The 19,895-nt window shown below is 49.9% G+C and carries 20 protein-coding genes; 1 reads left to right on the top strand and 19 read right to left on the bottom strand.

Features of this window, described 5'->3' with window-relative positions; all coding sequences use genetic code 11:
- Positions 1-15: 15 nt before the first annotated feature.
- The 5 genes from ACI4N7_RS04060 to ACI4N7_RS04040 all read right to left on the bottom strand — a co-directional run bounded on the left by ACI4N7_RS04060 (position 16) and on the right by ACI4N7_RS04040 (position 3,760).
- Entirely contained in the window at positions 16-291 is a 276-nt protein-coding gene (locus ACI4N7_RS04060) for a metal-sensing transcriptional repressor (RefSeq protein WP_439732087.1), read from the bottom strand.
- 46 nt (positions 292-337) lie between these two features.
- On the bottom strand, positions 338-1,102 hold the full coding sequence (locus ACI4N7_RS04055) for a ribonuclease HII (protein WP_439732086.1): 765 nt from the start codon (positions 1,100-1,102) through the stop codon (positions 338-340).
- Positions 1,099-1,959 carry a ribosome biogenesis GTPase YlqF gene (gene ylqF / locus ACI4N7_RS04050; protein WP_439732085.1) on the bottom strand — a complete coding sequence of 287 codons (861 nt, stop codon included), beginning with the start codon at positions 1,957-1,959 and terminating at the stop codon, positions 1,099-1,101. Before ylqF ends, ACI4N7_RS04055 begins: the two co-directional genes overlap by 4 nt.
- Positions 1,960-2,148: 189 nt before the next feature.
- A complete protein-coding gene (locus tag ACI4N7_RS04045) occupies positions 2,149-3,141 on the bottom strand; it encodes an inorganic phosphate transporter (RefSeq protein WP_439732084.1) in 993 nt (330 codons plus the stop codon).
- Positions 3,134-3,760 (bottom strand): DUF47 domain-containing protein, encoded by a 627-nt coding sequence (locus ACI4N7_RS04040; protein WP_439732083.1) that lies wholly within the window; start codon positions 3,758-3,760, stop codon positions 3,134-3,136. The genes ACI4N7_RS04045 and ACI4N7_RS04040 overlap by 8 nt, the downstream gene beginning before the upstream one ends.
- 533 nt (positions 3,761-4,293) lie before the next feature.
- On the opposite strand from ACI4N7_RS04040, the gene rbr reads away from it, so the two are divergent.
- Entirely contained in the window at positions 4,294-4,866 is a 573-nt protein-coding gene (rbr, locus tag ACI4N7_RS04035; RefSeq protein WP_008858934.1) for a rubrerythrin, read from the top strand.
- Positions 4,867-4,950: 84 nt separating this feature from the next.
- On the opposite strand, the gene ACI4N7_RS04030 is transcribed toward rbr, so the two are convergent.
- The 14 genes from ACI4N7_RS04030 to trmFO form a co-directional block, all read right to left on the bottom strand.
- Complete coding sequence (locus ACI4N7_RS04030; protein WP_439732082.1) at positions 4,951-5,376, bottom strand: FKBP-type peptidyl-prolyl cis-trans isomerase; 426 nt, start codon at positions 5,374-5,376, stop codon at positions 4,951-4,953.
- Positions 5,377-5,590: 214 nt separating this feature from the next.
- The gene (glpX, locus tag ACI4N7_RS04025; protein WP_439732081.1) at positions 5,591-6,556 is read right to left on the bottom strand and encodes a class II fructose-bisphosphatase; all 966 of its coding nucleotides are present in this window, start codon (positions 6,554-6,556) and stop codon (positions 5,591-5,593) included.
- 608 nt (positions 6,557-7,164) lie between these two features.
- Positions 7,165-8,781 (bottom strand): FAD-dependent oxidoreductase, encoded by a 1,617-nt coding sequence (locus tag ACI4N7_RS04020; protein WP_439732080.1) that lies wholly within the window; start codon positions 8,779-8,781, stop codon positions 7,165-7,167.
- Between the two features lie 14 nt (positions 8,782-8,795).
- Positions 8,796-9,359, bottom strand: coding sequence for an alkyl hydroperoxide reductase subunit C (ahpC, locus tag ACI4N7_RS04015; RefSeq protein ID WP_439732079.1), 564 nt, complete (start codon positions 9,357-9,359; stop codon positions 8,796-8,798).
- 434 nt (positions 9,360-9,793) lie between these two features.
- The gene (locus ACI4N7_RS04010) at positions 9,794-10,135 is read right to left on the bottom strand and encodes a hypothetical protein (protein ID WP_439732078.1); all 342 of its coding nucleotides are present in this window, start codon (positions 10,133-10,135) and stop codon (positions 9,794-9,796) included.
- On the bottom strand, positions 10,132-11,577 hold the full coding sequence (gene gatB, locus ACI4N7_RS04005; RefSeq protein ID WP_439732077.1) for an Asp-tRNA(Asn)/Glu-tRNA(Gln) amidotransferase subunit GatB: 1,446 nt from the start codon (positions 11,575-11,577) through the stop codon (positions 10,132-10,134). Before gatB ends, ACI4N7_RS04010 begins: the two co-directional genes overlap by 4 nt.
- The gene (gatA, locus tag ACI4N7_RS04000) at positions 11,574-13,031 is read right to left on the bottom strand and encodes an Asp-tRNA(Asn)/Glu-tRNA(Gln) amidotransferase subunit GatA (RefSeq protein ID WP_439732076.1); all 1,458 of its coding nucleotides are present in this window, start codon (positions 13,029-13,031) and stop codon (positions 11,574-11,576) included. The genes gatB and gatA overlap by 4 nt, the downstream gene beginning before the upstream one ends.
- 12 nt (positions 13,032-13,043) lie before the next feature.
- Positions 13,044-13,328, bottom strand: a complete 285-nt coding sequence (gene gatC, locus ACI4N7_RS03995) for an Asp-tRNA(Asn)/Glu-tRNA(Gln) amidotransferase subunit GatC (protein WP_439732075.1) — start codon at positions 13,326-13,328, stop codon at positions 13,044-13,046.
- 222 nt (positions 13,329-13,550) lie between these two features.
- Positions 13,551-14,243, bottom strand: coding sequence for an MgtC/SapB family protein (locus ACI4N7_RS03990; RefSeq protein ID WP_439732074.1), 693 nt, complete (start codon positions 14,241-14,243; stop codon positions 13,551-13,553).
- Positions 14,244-14,255: 12 nt separating this feature from the next.
- Positions 14,256-14,765 (bottom strand): hypothetical protein, encoded by a 510-nt coding sequence (locus tag ACI4N7_RS03985; protein ID WP_439732073.1) that lies wholly within the window; start codon positions 14,763-14,765, stop codon positions 14,256-14,258.
- Between the two features lie 117 nt (positions 14,766-14,882).
- Positions 14,883-15,575 carry an amino acid ABC transporter permease gene (locus ACI4N7_RS03980; RefSeq protein WP_439732072.1) on the bottom strand — a complete coding sequence of 231 codons (693 nt, stop codon included), beginning with the start codon at positions 15,573-15,575 and terminating at the stop codon, positions 14,883-14,885.
- A gap of 13 nt (positions 15,576-15,588) precedes the next feature.
- On the bottom strand, positions 15,589-16,341 hold the full coding sequence (locus ACI4N7_RS03975; RefSeq protein ID WP_439732071.1) for an amino acid ABC transporter ATP-binding protein: 753 nt from the start codon (positions 16,339-16,341) through the stop codon (positions 15,589-15,591).
- A 237-nt stretch (positions 16,342-16,578) separates the two neighbouring features.
- Positions 16,579-18,228: a phospho-sugar mutase gene (locus ACI4N7_RS03970; RefSeq protein ID WP_439732070.1), complete on the bottom strand. Its 1,650-nt coding sequence runs from the start codon at positions 18,226-18,228 to the stop codon at positions 16,579-16,581.
- A gap of 204 nt (positions 18,229-18,432) precedes the next feature.
- On the bottom strand, positions 18,433-19,740 hold the full coding sequence (gene trmFO / locus ACI4N7_RS03965; protein WP_439732069.1) for a methylenetetrahydrofolate--tRNA-(uracil(54)-C(5))-methyltransferase (FADH(2)-oxidizing) TrmFO: 1,308 nt from the start codon (positions 19,738-19,740) through the stop codon (positions 18,433-18,435).
- Between the last annotated feature and the right edge of the window lie 155 nt (positions 19,741-19,895).

The raw sequence follows: 19,895 nt of genomic DNA, 5'->3' as shown, positions 1-19,895 counted from the left end.
GCCGCAGCGGAACCTTTATATAATATTGGAAAACCGTTCCACTGCCTTGGCAAATTTGGCAATCGTCTCATCCGCATCTCCGTGCTCGATGCCGTCACGGACGCAGTGCTGCAGGTGCCCTTCCAGAATAATCTGTCCCACCTTGTGCAGAGCGGATTTAGCCGCATTGACCTGGCTGATCACATCCTCACAGGGAATATCCTCATCAATCATCCGGTCAATGGCCTGTACCTGGCCGACAATCTTTTTCAACCTGCGGTGAAGATTTTCTGAATCCATACATTGTTTCATTGCCATTCCTCCTGCTGTAAAAAATGAAAAGAGAACCTTCTCCCATTTATCTGTCCAATATCATGCTTTTCACCGGTTCAAAGCTTTTCCGGTGAATGGGTGTAATGCCCAGATTTCTTATAGCTTCGATATGTTCTGCTGTGCCGTATCCCTTATTCTGGGCAAAACCATAGCCCGGGTATTTCTGATCATACTCATCCATGAGATGATCCCTGTATACCTTAGCCACAATGGAAGCAGCCGCTACAGAAGCACTCCTGGCATCTCCATGAACCATAGATACGGTAGGAAAAGGAAAATGGAGGGGCATGGCATCTACAATAACCGCCTCCGGCTGCACCTTGAGATTTTTCACCGCCTGATACATGGCCAGCATGGTAGCCTGATAAATATTCAAGGCATCAATTTCCTCCGGAGGAAGACTGACAATGGAAATATCCACAGCCTCCCGGTGGATTTTTTCAGAAAGTTCCTCCCTGTGCCGGGGCGTGACCTTCTTGGAATCATTCAGTCCGGCAGCAAACCAGTGGGGCTTTAAGATCACTGCCGCCACCGTGACCGGTCCTGCCAGCGGGCCTCTTCCCACTTCATCGATTCCGGCCACATAGTGGATTCCCTTTTTATAGAATTCGCTTTCTACCTGATAGAGGGACTCCACCCGGAGCCTTTCTCTGCTTTCCCGTTCCAGCCGGCGCATGTAGGAAGAAACCAGGGTCTGCACTCCTTTTCTGGGATCCGCCAGGATTTCCTTCATCACTTCATCCGGCACGTCTCCCTGCTTCAGGATGTCCCGTATGTCTGCTATCTTCATTTTTCTTCCTCTCCCGGCACCGGATCCAGCGTGATTCTGCCCAGTTTTCCGCTGCGGAAATCATGAAGGACCGCCGTTTCCGCCCGGTCATAATCGATGGCGCCGCCGGGAAGGAGGCATCCCCGTCTCCGCCCTGCCGCTTCCAGAAGAAGCTGGGGATCCTGATGCACATCCTCAATATGATATACATCCTTTAGGATCTGCGGTTCCGTCTCAGCCAGAGAGGACAGAAGCACCGGCACCACTTCATCCGGATTAAAAACATCTCCTGCAATAGCGCCTGTAGCCGCCAGCCGCAGAGCTGCCGTCTGGTCATCAAACTTCGGCCAGAGCACCCCCGGCGTATCCAGAAGATCCAGTCCTTCCGACAGGCGCACCCACTGCTTGCCCCGGGTATGACCGGGTGTATTGGCTGTCCTGGCTGCAGCCGTACCGGCTATAAAATTGATGAGGGACGATTTTCCCACATTGGGAATGCCCAGAATCATCAGGCGGACAGAACGGTTCTTCAGCCCCTTCTTATACCATTTATCCAGAATCGGCTTTGCCGTTTCCCGAATCAGGGCCATCAGCTTCTTCTTGTTCTTTCCGTTTCCTACACTCATGGGCACTACGGGAATATTCCTTTTCCTGTAATAGGAAATCCACTGGTCTGTCTTCTTCGGATCAGCCAGGTCCGCCTTGTTTAAAATGACGATCCGGGGCTTTCCCTTCACCAGTTCTTCCACCATGGGATTGGCACTGGATGCGGGAATTCTGGCATCCAGCAGTTCAGCCACTACATCCACCGCCTTCAGATGATCCTCAATCATCCTCTTCGTTTTCGTCATATGGCCAGGGAACCATTGAATTAACATATACACCTCCCGGTATACCCATCCCGGGTTACCTATACGAGTACTATTTTAACATAAATTAAAGAAATAAGATATATTTGAGAATCATTTGCTAATGATAATGCGAGGCGTAAAAACAGAAAGCCGGTCTGCCGCCGGGCATAAAAAAAGCACCGCAGCTTCTGCGATGCTTTTCTTAAACAATATTCTTTACAGTATATGTTTAATAATAAGGTAAACCAGTGCGCCTACCGCCGCCGTACAGGGGATTGTCATAATCCAGGCGGAAACCATCTGGTAGGCTACACTCCAATGAACGGCACGGAAGCGGGTAGCCCAGCCCACGCCCATAATGGATCCTGTGACCACATGAGTAGTAGAAACAGGAAGATGGAGCATGGTGGCGGAGAAGATGGTAATGGCGGAATTCAAGTCTGCTGCCAGACCGTTAACCGGCTGCATGCGGAAAATCTTATTTCCCACAGTACGGATAATACGCCAGCCGCCTACGGAAGTACCGGCACACATAGCCATGGCGCAGGCCACTTTGACTTCCCAGGGCACCTCGAGCTGTCCGATATAGCCGCCGGATAAAAGAGCCAGGGTAATAATGCCCATGGATTTCTGTGCATCATTGGAACCATGGGAAAAAGCCATAAGCGCTGCCGATACCATCTGGATATGGGTAGCCACATAATTCACCCGGGATTTCCCCACATTGCGGAAGGCAATGTAAAGAATGGTCATCATGATATAGCCTGTTGCCAGAGCGCATACAGGAGAAAGGACAAGCCCCAGTACAATAGTCATAACGCCGGCCAGATGAATGGCGCCGGTGCCGTAGGAAATAATTACGGCACCGATAACACCGCCGATGAGGGCATGGGAAGAACTGGACGGCATTCCGATGCGCCAGGTAAAAAGATTCCATATAATGGCGGAAGCCAGCGCAGAGGAAAGAACCACAGAGTCCACCATATGAGGAGACGTTACGATCTCTCCGCCGATGGTCTTGGCAACGCCTGTTGAAATCATGGCGCCTACGAAATTCAGAATGGCCGACATAATAATGGCGACCTTAGGACTCAGGGCACGGGTGGCCACACAGGTGGCAATCGCGTTGGCGGTATCATGAAATCCATTAATGAAGTCAAAGCAGAGTGCCAGGACAATCACAATACCGATAATGTAGATATCAGGCATATTTCATGACCACCTCTTTAATCAGGTTGCCCACCTTCTCCACACGGTTGGCCGTATCTTCCATAGCTTCCATGATTTCCTTCCAGCGGATGATTTCCATCACTTCATGGGTGCCGTCAAAAAGGTCAGAAATGGCGTTTCTGTAAATTTCATCTCCTTCACTTTCCAGCGCATTAATCTTCCTCGTTCTCTCTCCGATTTCCATCTCATTCTTGTCAATATCCTTCAGAAGACGGAACAGAACAATGAGCTCGGAAGACATTTCCACCAGGATATCTGCCATGCGGACCGGCAGCTTGGATCCAATGCCTGCATGGTAGAGCTTCAGACTCATAACCACATCCTGAATATCATCTACGCAGTCATCCAGCGTGGTGGTCAGCAGAAAAAAATCTTCCCTGTCAATGGGCGTAATAAAAACATGGCGCATCTTTGCTGAGATCTCGTGGGTTACTTTATCAGCGGAATGTTCCAGAGCCTTGACATCCTTGACATACCTTTCCAGCTTGGACGGATCCTGCAGCACTTCCCGGGACATGAGCGTTCCCTTGTGAAAGTATTCTGCATTGGTAACAAGAAAATCAAAAAACTCTTCGTGCTTGTTGACAAGACTAAACATGGTGCCCTCCATAAAAAACGCACAAACTGTTAGATTTATGGTAACTCACGAATGTAAAGAAAATGTAAAGTTTGTAGATAAAAGATAAAGAAGCATCAAATTCTCTATATGTATTATGGATGATTATATAGATTTTGAAAATAGTGTATCCTATTAAATTTACATGAGAGATAAATTTCTGATTTCTGTATCAAAAACCGTTTTTTTCTGTCAACTTTCCCTTTCCCTGTCTGTCCTGTCCGGAAAAACCGGATGAGCGGATATCATCGAAACAGCATCTTCTAGAAAATCCTGCTTCTTCACAAAAAAGCAGAGAAATTTCCGGTCTAATATCCACAATCTTTTATTTGGCATGCTTTATTTATTTTATTAATATACTTAAATTATTAAGAAGATAGTCCTATATTTATTAGGCTAAGCAATATAAATTTTACCCATTTGACTTTTTTCTTTAATGCTCCTATACTTAAAGTGTATGCAGGCGAATGCAAAAACTGATGAATGATCCTGCGATTATTAAAGGAGGATTTATTATGGATGAAGCAAAAGTGTTAGAAGAAATGAAAAGACTGAAAGGCACCCAGACCGAAAAGAATCTGCGTGCTGCTTATGCCGGTGAATCCCAGGCTCATGTAAAGTACAACCTGTTTGCCAACGAAGCAGAAAAGGATCCGGAATGCTCCCGTCAGATTGCTGACCTTTTCAGAGAAACCGCCAACAATGAAAGAGCTCATGCCAAGATCTGGTTCTGGCTGGTAGGCGACCTGAAAAAGACCACCGCTGAACATCTGAAGATGGCTGCAGAAGGCGAACATGACGAATGGACCTCCATGTATCCGGGATTTGCTGAAACAGCTAAAAAAGAAGGCTTCCCCCAGATCGCTTTCCTCTTCTCCAAGGTAGGAGAAATCGAAAAATCCCACGAAGCCCGTTATAAACTTCTTCTGGCTAATGTAGAAAACGGCCAGGTATTCAAGAAGGGCGAAAAGAAACTGTGGATGTGCGCTAACTGCGGCTATACCGTTGAATCCGTAGAAGCTCCGCAGGAATGCCCGGTATGCGGCCATCCGAGAAGCTTCTTCGCTATCAAAGCAGAAAACTATTAATCTTTTCCATCAAAAAAGGACAGCCTCATGGCTGTCCTTTTTTTGATGGAAAAAGAGCGGCGCCTTCCGGTGCCGCTCTTTCTTTTATTCCACCGATACCAGTTCGATTTTGAAATTCAATTCCTTGCCTGCCATTTCATGATTGGCATCAAAGGTAATGGTGGTTTCTGTCTTTTCCGTTACTTTCACAGGGAAACGCTGGCCCATGGGATCTGTCAGTACCACCCGGGCTCCCACCGGAAGTTCGGAAGAGCCGGGCATCTGGCTCATATTGATGGTGAGGATATTCCGCGGATCCGGCATGCCGTAGGCTTCCTCCGGCATAAGGTGGATATTTTTGATTTCTCCCACTTTCATTTCCTTCACTGCTTCGTCAAAGCCCTTGATCATCTGGCCTGCGCCGCAGATAAATTCCAACGGTTCTCCCCGGTCATAGGAAGAATCAAATTTGGTTCCGTCATTAAAGGTACCTTCATAATGGACACGGCACTTCTTATTTACATTACTCATACAATAACTCCATTCTTTATAATCCCTCAAAAGGGTGAAACACTTTTATCATTATACTATAGGCCCCCTGCAATGAAAAGGGAAATCCGGGGATTCCCTTTTTACGGCAGACAGAAAGGGCACCCATGCCATAAAAAACAGCCTTCCCTTTTCAGGGAAAGGCTGTCTGATGAAATTCCCCTATTCTTCCGATTCCGTTTTTTCCGGCTTCGGATTACCAGAGACGAACGGCCGGCTTGGGATCGCCGAAACGATGGATGGTGTCTACAAAGCGGACCGTGCCGGTCTTATAGCGGAGAACCAGGGTGCTGGTTCTTGCGCCGCCGCCGAAATAGCGAACGCCGCGGAGCATAGCGCAGTCTGTAATGGCTGTTTCAGAGAAAATGCAGTCATCCCCTTTAACCAGATCATCCAGTGTCAGTACCTTATTGGGATCATCAATGCCCATTTCATGGAGCCGTCTCAGTTCCTCTTCCGTATGGGGAAGGAGTTTGGCCTGCATATCGCCGCCAAGGCATTTCAGACCTACTGCAGAAAGCACGCCTTCCGGAGCGCCGCCGGAGCCCAGTACCATATGAATGCCGCTGCCCTGGATACCGCAGTCAATGGACGGAACCACATCGCCGTCGGTAATCAGACGGATGCGGGCACCTGCCTTGCGGGCTTCCCGAATAATCTTCTCATGTCTTTCTCTGTCCAGAATGACTACAGTAAGATCAGAAACTTCACGATCCATGGCATCTGCCACATTTTTCAGATTTTCCGTTACCGATGCATTGATGTCAATGCGGCCCTTGGCTCTCGGTCCTACGCAGATTTTCTGCATATACATATCCGGTGCATGAAGCAGGCATCCCTTCGGAGCAATGGCAAGAACGGCAATAGCACCATTCTGTCCTTTGGCTACCAGGTTGGTTCCTTCCACCGGATCCACGGCAATATCCACTTCTTCTCCGCCTGCACCTACATGTTCGCCGATGTAAAGCATAGGCGCTTCATCGATTTCCCCTTCACCGATAACCACTGTGCCGGAAACGGGAGTCTTGGCAAACTGTTCATGCATGCCGTCAACGGCTGCCTGGTCAGCGCCTTCCTTATCCCCTACGCCCATAAGGCGGCCGCTCTTCAGTGCAGCCTGTTCCGTGATTCTTACAAATTCCATAGAAAGTTGTCTGTTCATTGTATGCCTCCACAATAGTATACTTTCTCTTTCACAGTTGTTCTTATTGTATCATATTTAACCGAAAAATGGAGTATACATTTTTATTTTTTTACAGAGGTTTCTCTGAGGCCGGGTACAGAAGACAGCGGCGGACTCACTCACCGGTTTAACCGGCGCCGGAAGCAGGAAACTCTCTGCTGTCCTAAGAGCTGTCTTTGCTAAGCGATATATTTTACAGCCAGCCTCACGCATGAATCTTCCCACTTTCCGTTATTCTGAGCGCAGCGAAGAATCTCGTTACCCGGTTAAATGACTCTTATCAGCCTGCCAGCTTAACAGTACGCCGGTTCACCAGTCCCACCAGTCCACTAAATAAAATAAACAATGATGCACATTCAGCAGAGGGATTTCTCGACTCCGCTCCGCTTCCCTTGAAATGACGAGACAGAGAAATGCAATCCGGTAATCTGCAGCTGGGAACCAGCCACTCAGCATTATATGGAAAGGAGATTCCCCGACTCCTCTTCCGATCCTCAAAATGACCGGGCCGCTGTACTTCCGAAAGAACCTTCGTCCTATTCCAATGACAATAAAAAACCTGCTCCCATGAGAGCAGGTTTTTGCAGTTATTCCAGAATATCCAGCAGTTCGCTGACACCTTTTTTACCGAAATGGACATCATTTTCATTCACAATGAGACAGGGAACGCTCATGATGTGATATTTCTCCTGCAGTTTCGGATAATGGGCCAGGTCATACACATGGACAGTGACCTGATCATTTTCTGCCGCAATCCGTTCGGCGGCCGCCACCAGATCGGGGCACATGGTGCAGGAAAGGGAAACCGCAATGGTCAGATCCTTTTTCTGCTTCAGGGCGCGGATCCGTTTTTCGCTTTCCTCTCCCACATCCTGCCCCGGGCCGGCTGTGTTGTACATGGCCAGGATGAAGGAATTAAACTCATGTCCTCCCGGCACCCCATGGAAGTATAGGCCCGCTTCTTCGCCGTTCTGTTTCACAATGGAAAGGGTATGCTCCAGTCCGGGCACTGCGTCTTTGACTTCATAGGACACCTTGTCCGACAGGGATGCCAGTTCCTTCATAAGCTTTTCATCTTCAAAGGAAAGCTCTGTATCATCCTTGTAGAGGCGAAGAACAATAGGATGCACAAAGCGGTCCAGTACAGGCTTCAGTGCCTGCCGGGTATCATTATCCAGGAAAGCCCCTTCCTCTGCTTCTGCAGCATTGGCCTTCGGTTCTTCCCGAACCTCTACCTTCTTCACATAAGTGCGCTTCATGTTCAGTTTCCTGTACTGACTGCCAAGATACTTCTCCAGAGAAGTGGCTGCCACGGCACCGTCGGATACTGCCGTTACCACCTGGCGGAGATTCTTCACGCAGATATCACCGGCCGCATAGACACCGTCAATATTGGTTTTCTGGTCTCTGTCCGTGATCACATAGCCTCGGGGATCCAGGTCCACCTTTCCCTGCAGCAGCCCGTTTTCCGGCGCATAGCCTACGAAAACGAAAACGCCGTAGAAATCACCGGAATCCGCTGTATAAACCTTTTCTTCTCCCGTTTTCCGGTCCTTCAGCGTCACCCTGCGGACAGCGCTGTCTCCTTCCACCTTTTCCACCTGGGTATGGTAAAGAATTTTGACATGGGGATTTTCTTTCAGTTCTTCCACTGCAGCGGAGGAAATAGAGAAATCATCTCCCCGGATCACCATAATAACTTCTTTTCCATACTTCGTCAGGAAAAGTCCTTCTTCCACCGCCGCATAGCCGCCGCCTACCACAAATATGGTACGTCCGGTGAAAAATTCTCCATCGCAGGTAGCGCAGTAGGCTACCCCATGGCCTCGGAATTCCGTTTCCCCGGAAAATCCCGCCAGCCGGGGATGGGCGCCGCCGGCGTACACAATGCCCAGGGTTTTGAAATCGCCGCGGCTGGTATGGACGGTTTTGAAATCTCCTTCCATCTCAAGGCCGGTCACTTCGGCAGAAAGGAATTCAGCGCCAAAGGCCTTGGCCTGGCGGATCATTTCAGAGGTCAGCTTTTCCCCGTTGGTGGAGAAAATCCCGGGATAATTAACCACTTCCGCTGTAATGGTAATCTGTCCGCCCATCTTTTCCTTTTCAATCACCAGTACATGAAACCGGGCTCTTGCCATATAAATAGCGGCGGAGAGCCCTGCCGGTCCTCCGCCTACTATAATGGCATCATATACGTTATTCATGATGCCTCCGTTTCTTATAATTTGCCAACCAGATCAAAAGACGGTTTCAGGGTCTTTTCACCGGGATGCCATTTGGCCGGGCAGACTTCATCACCATGTTCGTAAACAAACTGTGCAGCCTCTACCTTGCGGAGCAGTTCATCAGCATTGCGGCCGATATTGCCTGCGCTTACTTCATACAGCACTACTTCACCCTTCGGGTTGATGACAAAGGTGCCTCTTTCAGTCACGCCTTCTGCTTCAATGTAGATGTCCAGATCCTTGGACAGCTTGCCAGTGGGATCGCCGATCATGGGGAATTCTACCTTCCCGATACGATCGGAAGATTCATGCCATGCTTTATGAACATAATGGGTATCGCAGGATACGGAGTAAATTTCGCATCCGATTTTCTTGAATTCATCATATTTGTTCTGGAGATCTTCCAGTTCTGTAGGACATACAAAGGTGAAGTCTGCCGGGTAGAAGAAAAGGACGCTCCATTTGCCCAGAAGATCCTTGTCGCTTACATCAATGAAATCCCCGTTCTGGTAAGCTTTCACCTGAAATTCGCTGATTTTCTTTCCATTTAAAGACATACTTGTTTCCTCCTTGTATAAATATATACTCACTTCTGCCTGCCATCGTATTCACAATTGGCGAAGCATATTTAACTTTCTGAAAGTATTATACCATGCATATCTGTAAATTTCAATATACTTTAGGCAATAAAAATAATTTTTTATTGGATCGATACATAGCCCCGGTTCAAAGGGTTCAGCAGCTTCGCTGCAGCCTTTGACAGCCGACGCTGCGAACTGCCCTTTCCGGCCCGGCATTCTGAGAAACTAAGAATAACCTCATGCAGGGTACAGATGATGCTCACCGGATCTCCGATTTTCCTGACAAATTTCGAAAGGCAGAAAAGAGCCGGCAGCTCACGATTAACCGGAAACTCTTTCTATTTTCCATGAATCTTTTTCATCCATCCGTTCCACCAAAAAGAGCCTCCCTCTCGGGAAGCTCCTTTGGCTTACAGTATGTATTTCTTTAACAGGTATACCACAGCCCCTGCTGCCAGAACGATGGCTCCGCCCACCACGATAAAGTAGGCAGCGGCCACGGCGAGTACCAGGAATATGACCACACAGGCCAGTAGTCCCAGGACAAAAAGGGCTTTTTTCCAGAAAGGAATCTTTTTCAGGCTGAAGCTGCTGATATGGATGGTGTATCCGTCATCCGCTTCTTCCTTCTTTTCTTCCTTTCCTTCCTCGTTCAGCGTGAGTCCCTGGTAGTCATGCACGTCATCCTGGCTCATGACTCTGGGTTCTTCACGAACTTCACTTTCTTCCCTGGTCTTTTCGGAATCGTTCATAAGGATTGCAGTTTCTTATTTAACAGCTCGTTGATGACTCTCGGGTTGGCCTTGCCCTTTGTGGCCTTCATGATCTGGCCTACCAGAGCGCCTACGGCCTTTTTCTTGCCTGCCTTGAAGTCTTCTACGGCTTTGGGATTGCTGCTGACAACTTCGTCCACCAGTTTCTGCAGTTCTCCTGTATCGGAAATCTGTACCAGACCCTGGGCTTTGACGATATCTTCCGCCTTTCCGCCTTCCTTCCACATGGTGGCAAAGACTTTCTTGGCAATTTTGCCGGAAATGGTGCCCTTGGAAATGAGCTTCAGAAGACCGGCCAGATTTTCTGCGGATACCGGAGCCTTGGCAATTTCAATGCCATCGCTGGAAAGCTGGCTGGCAAATTCGCCCATGAGCCAGTTGACAGCTGCCTTGGGATCAGCGCCGGCAGCGACGGCTGATTCAAAGTAATCGGCAGTGGCTTTATCATTGGTCATGAAGACGGCATCCTCAGAGGACAGGCCGAATTCCTTCATGTATCTTTCTTTCCTTGCATCCGGCAGTTCCGGAAGGGATTTACGGATATTTTCAATATATTCATCGCTTACGGTGAAAGGTACCAGATCCGGTTCCGGGAAGTAGCGGTAATCGTTGGCTTCTTCCTTGGTACGCATGCTCTTGGTAACCCCTTCCTTTTCATCCCAGGTACGGGTTTCCTGTACCACCTTGCCGCCGTCTTCCAGCAGTTCTGCCTGGCGCATGGCTTCGTATTCGATGGCTTTTTCTACGCCCTTGAAAGAGTTGATGTTCTTGATTTCCGTCTTGGTGCCCAGTTCCTTCTGTCCTACAGGACGGACAGATACATTGGCATCGCAGCGAAGGCTTCCTTCTTCCATACGGCAGTCGGAAATGCCCACATACTGAAGGATGGCGCGCATTTTTTCCATGTAGGCCACCGCTTCCTTGGCAGAGCGCATATCCGGTTCCGATACGATTTCAAGAAGAGGCGTGCCGGTACGGTTGTAATCTACCAGAGAGTAGTCGGAATCCGTAATGGATGTGCCGTGATGAACCAGCTTGCCTGCGTCTTCTTCCATATGGGCGCGGGTAATGCGGATGCGTCTCTTTTCTCCCTCTACTTCCACATCCAGATAGCCGTGCTCGCAGATCGGCAGATCAAACTGAGATGTCTGGAAATTTTTGGGAAGGTCAGGATAATAATAATTCTTGCGGTCGAATTTGCTGAACCGGGAAATTTCACAGTTCAGGGCAAGGCCGGCTCTTACAGCATATTCCAGCACCTTCTTGTTCAGTACAGGAAGCACGCCGGGCAGGCCAAGGCATACCGGGCAGACGTTGGTGTTGGGGTCTGCGCCGAAGGATGTCCTGCAGCTGCAGAAAATTTTGGTTTTTGTCTGGAGTTCTGTATGTACTTCCAGTCCGATGACTGCTTCGTATTTCATTCCGTAATTTCTCCTTTCGGCGCTGTTCTTGTGAATTCCGGATGCGCCTGCTCAAAGGTGTAGGCAGCCCGCAGAATGGTTTCTTCTCCCAGGGTCTTTCCGATGAGCTGCATGCCCAGAGGCATGTTATCTTTAAATCCTACAGGGATACTGATGGACGGTGCACCGATAAGGTTGACCGGAACGGTGCAGATATCTTCCATGTAAAGAGACAGAGGATCGGAAAATGCACCGAATTTAAAGGATGTGCCGGAAGCGGAAGGTGCCGCAATGACATCGCATTTCTTGAAGGCTTCATCAAATTCCTGTTTCAGGAGGGTGCGGACTTTCAGAGCCTTCAGGTAGTAGGCATCATAGTATCCTGCAGAAAGAACGTAGTTGCCCAGCATAATACGGCGCTTGACTTCTTCGCCGAAGCCCTGGCTTCTGGTCTTGATATACATATCAATAATATCTTTTCCTTCTGCCCGGAAGCCGTAGCTGACGCCGTCATAACGGGCCAGGTTGGAGCTGGCTTCTGCAGGAGCGATGATATAGTAAACGGATACGCCGCTGTTGATATGGGGAATGGAAACATCCACGATTTCAGCGCCTTCCTTTTCATAGAAGGAAAGGGCCTTCTCAATGGCTTCTTTGGTTTCCGGCTTAATGCCCTTTCCGAAGAATTCCTTCGGAACGCCGATGCGGAATCCCTTCACATCGCGGACAAGAGCCTTCTTGTAGTCCTTCTTTTCCTGCGGAATGGAAGTGGAATCCCTTTCGTCATGACCGGCAATGGCATTTAAAACGATAGCCGCATCGGTTACGTCCTTTGTCAGAGGTCCGATCTGGTCCAGAGAAGAAGCAAATGCCAGAAGACCGTAGCGGGATACCAGGCCATAGGTGGGCTTCAGTCCCACAATACCGTTGAAAGAAGCAGGCTGACGAATGGATCCGCCGGTATCCGATCCCAGGGACCAGATGGCTTCCCCTGCAGCTACAGCAGCTGCGGAGCCGCCGGAGGAACCGCCGGGCACATAGTCCGTATTCCAGGGATTGCGGGTGGGACCGAAGGCCGAACGTTCCGTAGAAGATCCCATGGCAAATTCATCCATGTTTGTCTTGCCCAGGGAAATGAAATCCTCTGCCTTCAGCTTTTCAATGACCGTAGCATCATAGGGCGATACCCAGTGTTCCAGCATTTTCGAAGCGGCAGTGCAGAGCTGTCCCTGAATACACATATTATCCTTAATAGCTCCGGGAATACCTGCAAGGTCGGAGATCGTCTCTCCCGCGGCAATCTTGGCATCCACCCGGGCTGCTGTTTCCAGCGCAGTTTCATCACTGGTAGACAGGTAGGCATGGATTTCACCATCTACCTTGTCCCTGTGAGCTATGATTTTCTTTGTCAGTTCAACAGCAGATATTTCCTTATTAACCAGCTGTTCATGCAGTTCATGAATCGTATAACCCACTGCGTTTCCTCCTTAAATAATTTTCGGCACCTTGAAATAGCCGTCCTCAGCGTCCGGTGCATTCATCAGTGCTTGTTCATTGGTAAAAGATGTATGCGGTTCATCTTCCCGCATGACATTGTACTGTTCCACCGCATGAACGGTAGGCGCAACGTCAGTCGTATCATACTGGTTCAACTCTTCCATATAGGTAAGAATGCTGTTCATGGAATCACGCATCTTCTCCAGATCTTCAGGAGAGAATTCCAGACGGGAAAGAAGAGCAATCTTCTTCGCTTCTTCGGTGGTAATTTTCATAGATACACTTCCTTAATCAATCATTCTGATACAAAAAATCCTTTTCAATTATATCACACATAGTCAGCGAGTGAGAAGAAGGGGCTTCGCCGTAGAGTATTGCAGTCAGCGTTAGGATCTGGCCTTTCCTCTTCACATAGCCATTTTAAGCACAGCAAAAAATCTCGGCACCTGACCGAACCAGCTCCTATCAGCCTGCCGGTTTACCGGCCCATCAGCTCACTATATTTCCTCCACATAGTTTACGCCATGGATCTGGCGGATCTGCTGCACAAAGGCTTCATGGTCTCCGTGGTGAGGCATTTTGACTGTGACCGTGGCGGCAGGAGACATGACGGACTCTCTCTGTTTATATATGCTGAAATTGGACACCTTTACGCCCTGGCTGCGGAGATCTGCAATGACCCGGTGAATGGAGTCCAGATCCTGGAATTCCATATAAAGGTCAAAATCCCTGGACCTGGCACGAAGCTTTTTATCCATGGGCTCCAGCACGCGCAGCACAAAAATGACAAAAAGGAGAGCCAGCAGAGTGCCCTTCACAAATCCGATGCCTGCCGCCAGCCCGATGCCGGCGCACACCCACAGCCCGGCAGCGGTGGTCAGGCCCTTCACCTCATTCCGTCCGGTGACAATGATGGTGCCTACGCCCAGAAAACCGATACCGCTGATGACCTGGGCCCCCATTCTGGCCAGATCCGTATTGGATCCGGGAAATGTGCGAAGGATGAATTCATTGACAATCATAGAAAGAGCTGCACCGATGCAGACCAGAGCATGGGTCTTGATGCCGGCTCCCTTATTCTTATATTCCCTGTCCATGCCGATAATCACCCCGGCCAGGGTAGCCAGAAAAAGCCGGCTGGCTATGCCTCCCATAGTCCAGGACTGGCAGAATCCGATAAAATCATCCAATGGAATCCCTCCTCAGTCAATGGATCGGCGAAGTGCCTGCAGGGCGTGAAAAAGCTGTCCAAAGGGACTGTCCACGTCCTTTTCCGCCACCCACCGGCAGAACACCCTGCCCATCCGAAGCTCGCAGCGGGTATACCTCTTGATCGGTCCGTATTTTTCCCTTTCATAGGCATCGGTGTTCACTTCCATAGACTTGGTATTGGTCACAAAATGGGTCTGCGGCAGGGTCAGAAGGAAAGACGCCTCTTTCACAAAGGCCTCTTCTGCCCCGGGCGCCAGCTTTCCCTTCGACACCACGGGAACCCCGCTTCTCCAGTCGTTTCTTTCCCATGTGCCGGAAGCAAAATCAAACACATAGTCAAACTGTCCACCCTTTTCCGTAAGGTATCCGTCAGTAATGGAAAAGCGGAAGGACATTTTTCGCATCGCCTGCTCCGCCTCTGCAGGGCTCAAAGCAGGAGACGAAGCACGGTTCACCACACCTGCTTTCTCTGCCAGTTCATCAAAATGGTAATCTGCCATAGGTTCTCCTTTCGTACCGGGCCTGCCTTGCAGGCCTTCTTCCTCCCATTATACTACATGAAATGAGAGAAAAATGAAAAAGCACCTGCCTCAGCAGGTGCTCCTGATTCTGTTTCCTTATCTTACGCTCTTTACTTTCATATGTCTTTCCAGCACTCTGAGGCACATGGATACAAAGAAAGTCATAATGAAATAGTAGAGAGCTACAATCACCAGCGGCGGGAACGGCTGGAAGCTGATGCCCTGAATGGTGGTGGCTGTGTACATGAGGTCAGCCATGCCGATGACGGAAACCTGGGACGATTCCTTGATCAGGGTAACGAATTCATTGCCGATGACCGGAAGGATATTCCTGATGGCCTGCGGAATGATGATCCGAATCATGGATTCCCATTTGGAAAAGCCAAGTGACATGGCTCCTTCCAGCTGCCCCTTCGGAATGGACTGTATGCCGGACCGCACGATTTCGCATTCATAAGCGCCGGAATTGATAATAAGCGCCAGCACGCCGGCGGAAAGCCTTTCAAAATCCACGCCCATGATCTGGAAATTGGGGAAATGAATACCCAGGAAGGGAAGGCCGAAGAATACCAGGGAAATCTGTACCAGCACAGGAGTGCCGCGGATGACCTCCACATAAACTGCTGCAATAGCCTGCAGGATCTTAATGCCGGAAATCTTCATGAAGGCAAGCACAATGCCCAGAAGAAGTCCGAAGAAGCAGGACAGAATTGATATGATAATTGTAATTTTGACGCCTGACATAAATATGTCATTATATTTGACCGCCGTGTCTATGACCATTTCCATAGATGTCATCTCCTTAAATATCAGCATGAAGCAGACGCTTCAGGAATGTCTGTGTTCTTTCCTCTTTCGGATGGGTAAAGATATCTTCCGGATTTCCTTCCTCCACAATATATCCCTTATCCATGAACACCACATGACTGGAAACGCTTCTTGCAAACTGCATTTCATGGGTAACTACGGCCATGGTCATGCCGGCCAGGGCTACTTCCTTCATAACGGTCAGTACATCGCCTACCAGCTCCGGATCCAGAGCCGACGTCGGTTCATCAAAAAGAAGCATTTTCGGCTTCATGGCCAGCGCCCGGGCAATGGCTACACGCTGCTGCTGCCCGCCGGAAAGCTCACCGGGATAATAGTCCGCTCTTTCCGCAAGACCTACCCTGGCCAGAAGCTCCATGGCTTCCTCTTTGGCCTGGGCTTTCGGCAGCTTTTTAATATGGATCGGTGCATACATGACATTTTCCACTGCCGTAAACATGGGAAACAGATTAAAAGACTGGAAGACCATGCCCACATCCCGGCGAAGCATCTTCACATCCGTCTTTTCATTCACCCTTTTTCCTTCAAACCAGAGCTCCCCGCCTGTCGGTTTTTCCAGCAGGTTGAGGCACCGGAGAAATGTACTCTTCCCGGAACCGGAAGGTCCGATGATGGTACATACTTCCCCGTTTTCAATTTTCATGCTGATATCTTTCAGCACTTCCACCTTTCCGAATGATTTGCGGAGGTGCTTGATTTCATAAATAATTTGTTTATTCTCTGCCATTTGACTCACGCCCTTCTATTTATTCAAGATTCTAGCATAATTATACATTTAAGTCAAATTTTTTCTGCATAAATTGCATAAAAAATGCACTCCCTCCGGGCAGGGAAGGAATGCATCTGAAATAGGGAATACTCACGATTTTTCCGTGTAAAAGCAGGATTTTACAGAAAAGAAAATTCCTGTATTTCCTGTAATGCATAAGAATATGCAGTATATTTATACAAAGGTGTATACCCGTTAAAGGCCGAACCGTTTTTCCAGAAGGCTCCGGTAGGTCTCAAAAAGACGGACCGCTTCCTTTTCATTCTTCCCTTTCAGGGAATAATAAAATTTGATCTTCGGCTCCGTGCCGCTGGGACGGACAGCGATCCAGCCGCCATTCTGCAGCCGGTATTTCAGCACGTTTTCCTTCGGCAGGCCATTGATTCCTTTAGCAAAGTCAAGAGTTTCCACCGTTTCCGGAATGAGAGACTTCATATCCATATGGCGGGCTTCCTCCATAATGGCTGCAATCCTTCCGGCCCCTTCCACGCCCTTCAGCGTATAGGAAAGGCTCTTGTCATAATAGAAGCCATAGGTTTCATACAGGCTTTCCAGCACATCCGTCAGCATTTTGCCCTGAGCCCGGAAATAGGCCGCCATCTCGCAGATCAGCATGGCCGCCGTAACTGCATCCTTATCCCGGGCATGGGTGCCTGCCAGATATCCGTAGCTTTCCTCATAGCCGAACACAAAACGGTGGCCGGGATCCCCTTCCCACTGGGTCATCTTTTCACCGATGTACTTGAAGCCTGTCAGCGTTTCCACCACCTGCACATGGAAGCTCCGGGCAATATCTGCTCCCAGCTCGCCGGTCACCACCGTTTTAACCATGGTGGATGCAGGTGTCAGCCGGTCTTTCGCTGTAGAAAGGAGGAAATACAGGAGCAGCGCTCCCATCTGGTTTCCTGTAATCAGGGTAAAATCATTCCCATTTCTCACAGCAGCGCCGATGCGGTCGCTGTCCGGGTCTGTACCAATCACAAGATCAGCCCCCACCTTTTTCCCCAGAAGGATGCCCAGAGAAAGGGCCTCCTCATTTTCCGGGTTTGGCGAAGACACGGTGGGGAAACTGCCATCGGGCAGCTCCTGTTCTTTCACAATGTGCACATCGGTAAATCCTGCCCTGGCCAGAATCTTTCGTACAGGAATATTGCCGCTGCCATGGAGAGGAGTGTACACCACAGAAAGAGGCGGAGGATTTCCCTTATACCGGGACTCCCTGAAAATCGCCTCAATGAAAAGATCCACCACATCCTGGTCCAGCCAGGTGATGAGGGACTCCACTTTCCTGTCATCAATATGGGCCAGGTCCGTTACGGCCTCCACATAGCCCGTCAGCACGTTCGCCTTGGACGGAACCAGCTGTCCCCCATCCGGTCCATAGACCTTGTATCCGTTATATTCCGGCGGATTGTGGCTGGCGGTAATGACAATGCCCCCCAGGGCATGGAAATGGCGCACAGAGAAAGAAAGCACGGGAATAGGCTCCAGCTCCCTGAAAATCCGTACCGGAATCCCGGCAGCTGTCAGCACGCCTGCCGCCTCCTCCGCAAACTCCCGGGAATGATGCCTGGAATCATAGGCAATCACCACACCTCTTTCCAGCTCTTTCGGAAAGACAGCCTTCAGGTAATCTGCAAATCCCCGGGAAGCCCGGGCTACCGTATATCGGTTCATCCGGTTCGAACCGGCTCCCATGATTCCCCGCAGGCCGGCCGTGCCAAACTCCAGATCCTTATAAAACCGGTCTTCGATTTCCTTCTCATCCTGAAGGGCGGCCAGTTCCTCCTTCGTTTTCTCGTCGGCCCAGGAGAGCCAGTCCTTATATGTTTCCTTATATCCCATTTCTGCTTCCTTCTTATGTATATATGTTGAAATATGTGAATGCCGATGTGCCAGCCCGGCTGTATGGTTTTCCAAAGGCACAGTAAAGTCTGTTTTCCCCGGGCAAAGCCCCCTATAAAGGGAGTACATAAACCGGCGCCCTCATCGTTGAAAAACACCGCCGCAGTATGCCGCATCAAGCGGCGCCCCTGCGGAAAAGCTGCCTTACCTTTTGTCTTCCATGAACCTTTCCAGCGATGACAGCGCTCTTTCCGCCAGCTTCTGATTCTTCTCCTTCTTCGGCACCTTTTTCTCCAGGGGAGGAATCAGACCGAAATTGACGTTCATGGGCTGGAAATTCTTCCCTTCAAAGTGGGAAATATAGTAGCAGAGAGCGCCGATGGCCGTTTCTCTGGGGAACGGCTCCGGCTCCCTTCCCAGGAAGCGGGCAGCAGCACTCCAGGCTGCCACAATGCCGGAAGCAGCAGACTCCACATAGCCCTCTACGCCGGTCATCTGTCCCGCAAAGAAAAGGCCCTGCCTCTTTCTTGTTTCCATGGTACCGTTCAGCAGATCCGGGGAATCCATGTAGGTATTCCGGTGCATGACACCGTAGCGGATAAATTCCGCATGGGCCAGTCCGGGAATCATGCCGAATACTCTTTTCTGCTCTCCCCATTTGAGATGGGTCTGGAAGCCTACGATATTGTACAGCGTATCCTCCTCATTATCCTGGCGAAGCTGCACCACCGCATAGGGATCCTTTCCTGTTCTCGGATCCGGAAGTCCCACCGGCTTCATGGGTCCGAAGCGCATGGTGTCCTCGCCCCGGGCTGCCATAACTTCGATGGGCATGCAGCCTTCAAAGACCTTTTTATTTTCAAATCCGTGAACCGGTGCCATTTCCGCCTGGCACAAAGCCTCCCGGAACGCCTTGTATTCCGCCTCGTTCATGGGACAGTTCAGATAGGCCGCCTCCCCCTTATTGTAGCGGGACATGCGGTATACCACATCCATGTCCAGAGACTCTTTTGTCACAATGGGCGCAGCGGCGTCATAGAAATGGAAGCCCTCCCCGCCGCAGAATTTCTCAATATCTTCTGCCAGAGGCCCTTCGGTCAGGGGACCGGTGGCCACGATGACAATGCCGTCTTCGGGGATGGACGTCACTTCTCTTTCCACCACAGTGACCAGGGGATGCTCCCGTACCAGACGGGTCACTTCCTCCGCATAGCCCATGCGATCCACCGCCAGTGCTCCGCCTGCAGGCACCGTATGGCTGTCAGCCGCCTTCATGATGACAGAATGAAGCCGTCTCATTTCCTCCTTCAGCAGTCCCACTGCATTGGTGAGGGCTGCCGCCCGGAGGGAATTGCTGCACACCAGCTCCCCGAAATAGGAGGTATGGTGAGCCGGTGTCTGCTTCAAGGGCCTCATCTCTATAAGCTCTACGGGAATGCCCATTTCCGCCAGCTGATACGCCGCCTCGCTCCCTGCAAGACCGGCACCGATAACTGTTACATGATCATTCAATTCGCTTCTCCTGTATCCTTCTTACTTTTTCTTCCCCGTTTCACGACAGGCTTTTCTTCTGCCGTTTCCTTAGTGTCCTTCGTTTCCTTAGCTTTCTTTTTCTTCGGATTGGTGGGACAGTCCGGATTGGAGCAGAAAATGAGCTCCTTTCCGTT

The sequence above is a fragment of the Dialister sp. genome (assembly GCF_051885895.1).
GTDB lineage: Bacteria > Bacillota > Negativicutes > Veillonellales > Dialisteraceae > Dialister.
This window is presented reverse-complemented; position numbering and strand designations above follow the sequence as displayed.

Coding starts and splice junctions, on each gene's coding strand:
- ACI4N7_RS04055 (WP_439732086.1), bottom strand. CDS start 1,102: ATGAAGATAGCAGACATACGGGACATCCTGAAGCAGGGAGACGTGCCG.
- ACI4N7_RS03970 (WP_439732070.1), bottom strand. CDS start 18,228: ATGGGATATAAGGAAACATATAAGGACTGGCTCTCCTGGGCCGACGAG.
- ACI4N7_RS03975 (WP_439732071.1), bottom strand. CDS start 16,341: ATGGCAGAGAATAAACAAATTATTTATGAAATCAAGCACCTCCGCAAA.
- ACI4N7_RS03985 (WP_439732073.1), bottom strand. CDS start 14,765: ATGGCAGATTACCATTTTGATGAACTGGCAGAGAAAGCAGGTGTGGTG.
- rbr (WP_008858934.1), top strand. CDS start 4,294: ATGGATGAAGCAAAAGTGTTAGAAGAAATGAAAAGACTGAAAGGCACC.
- gatB (WP_439732077.1), bottom strand. CDS start 11,577: ATGAAATACGAAGCAGTCATCGGACTGGAAGTACATACAGAACTCCAG.
- ahpC (WP_439732079.1), bottom strand. CDS start 9,359: ATGTCTTTAAATGGAAAGAAAATCAGCGAATTTCAGGTGAAAGCTTAC.
- ACI4N7_RS04010 (WP_439732078.1), bottom strand. CDS start 10,135: ATGAACGATTCCGAAAAGACCAGGGAAGAAAGTGAAGTTCGTGAAGAA.
- ACI4N7_RS03980 (WP_439732072.1), bottom strand. CDS start 15,575: ATGGAAATGGTCATAGACACGGCGGTCAAATATAATGACATATTTATG.
- ACI4N7_RS04045 (WP_439732084.1), bottom strand. CDS start 3,141: ATGCCTGATATCTACATTATCGGTATTGTGATTGTCCTGGCACTCTGC.
- ACI4N7_RS04030 (WP_439732082.1), bottom strand. CDS start 5,376: ATGAGTAATGTAAATAAGAAGTGCCGTGTCCATTATGAAGGTACCTTT.
- ylqF (WP_439732085.1), bottom strand. CDS start 1,959: ATGTTAATTCAATGGTTCCCTGGCCATATGACGAAAACGAAGAGGATG.
- glpX (WP_439732081.1), bottom strand. CDS start 6,556: ATGAACAGACAACTTTCTATGGAATTTGTAAGAATCACGGAACAGGCT.
- gatC (WP_439732075.1), bottom strand. CDS start 13,328: ATGAAAATTACCACCGAAGAAGCGAAGAAGATTGCTCTTCTTTCCCGT.
- ACI4N7_RS04020 (WP_439732080.1), bottom strand. CDS start 8,781: ATGAATAACGTATATGATGCCATTATAGTAGGCGGAGGACCGGCAGGG.
- ACI4N7_RS04040 (WP_439732083.1), bottom strand. CDS start 3,760: ATGTTTAGTCTTGTCAACAAGCACGAAGAGTTTTTTGATTTTCTTGTT.
- ACI4N7_RS04060 (WP_439732087.1), bottom strand. CDS start 291: ATGAAACAATGTATGGATTCAGAAAATCTTCACCGCAGGTTGAAAAAG.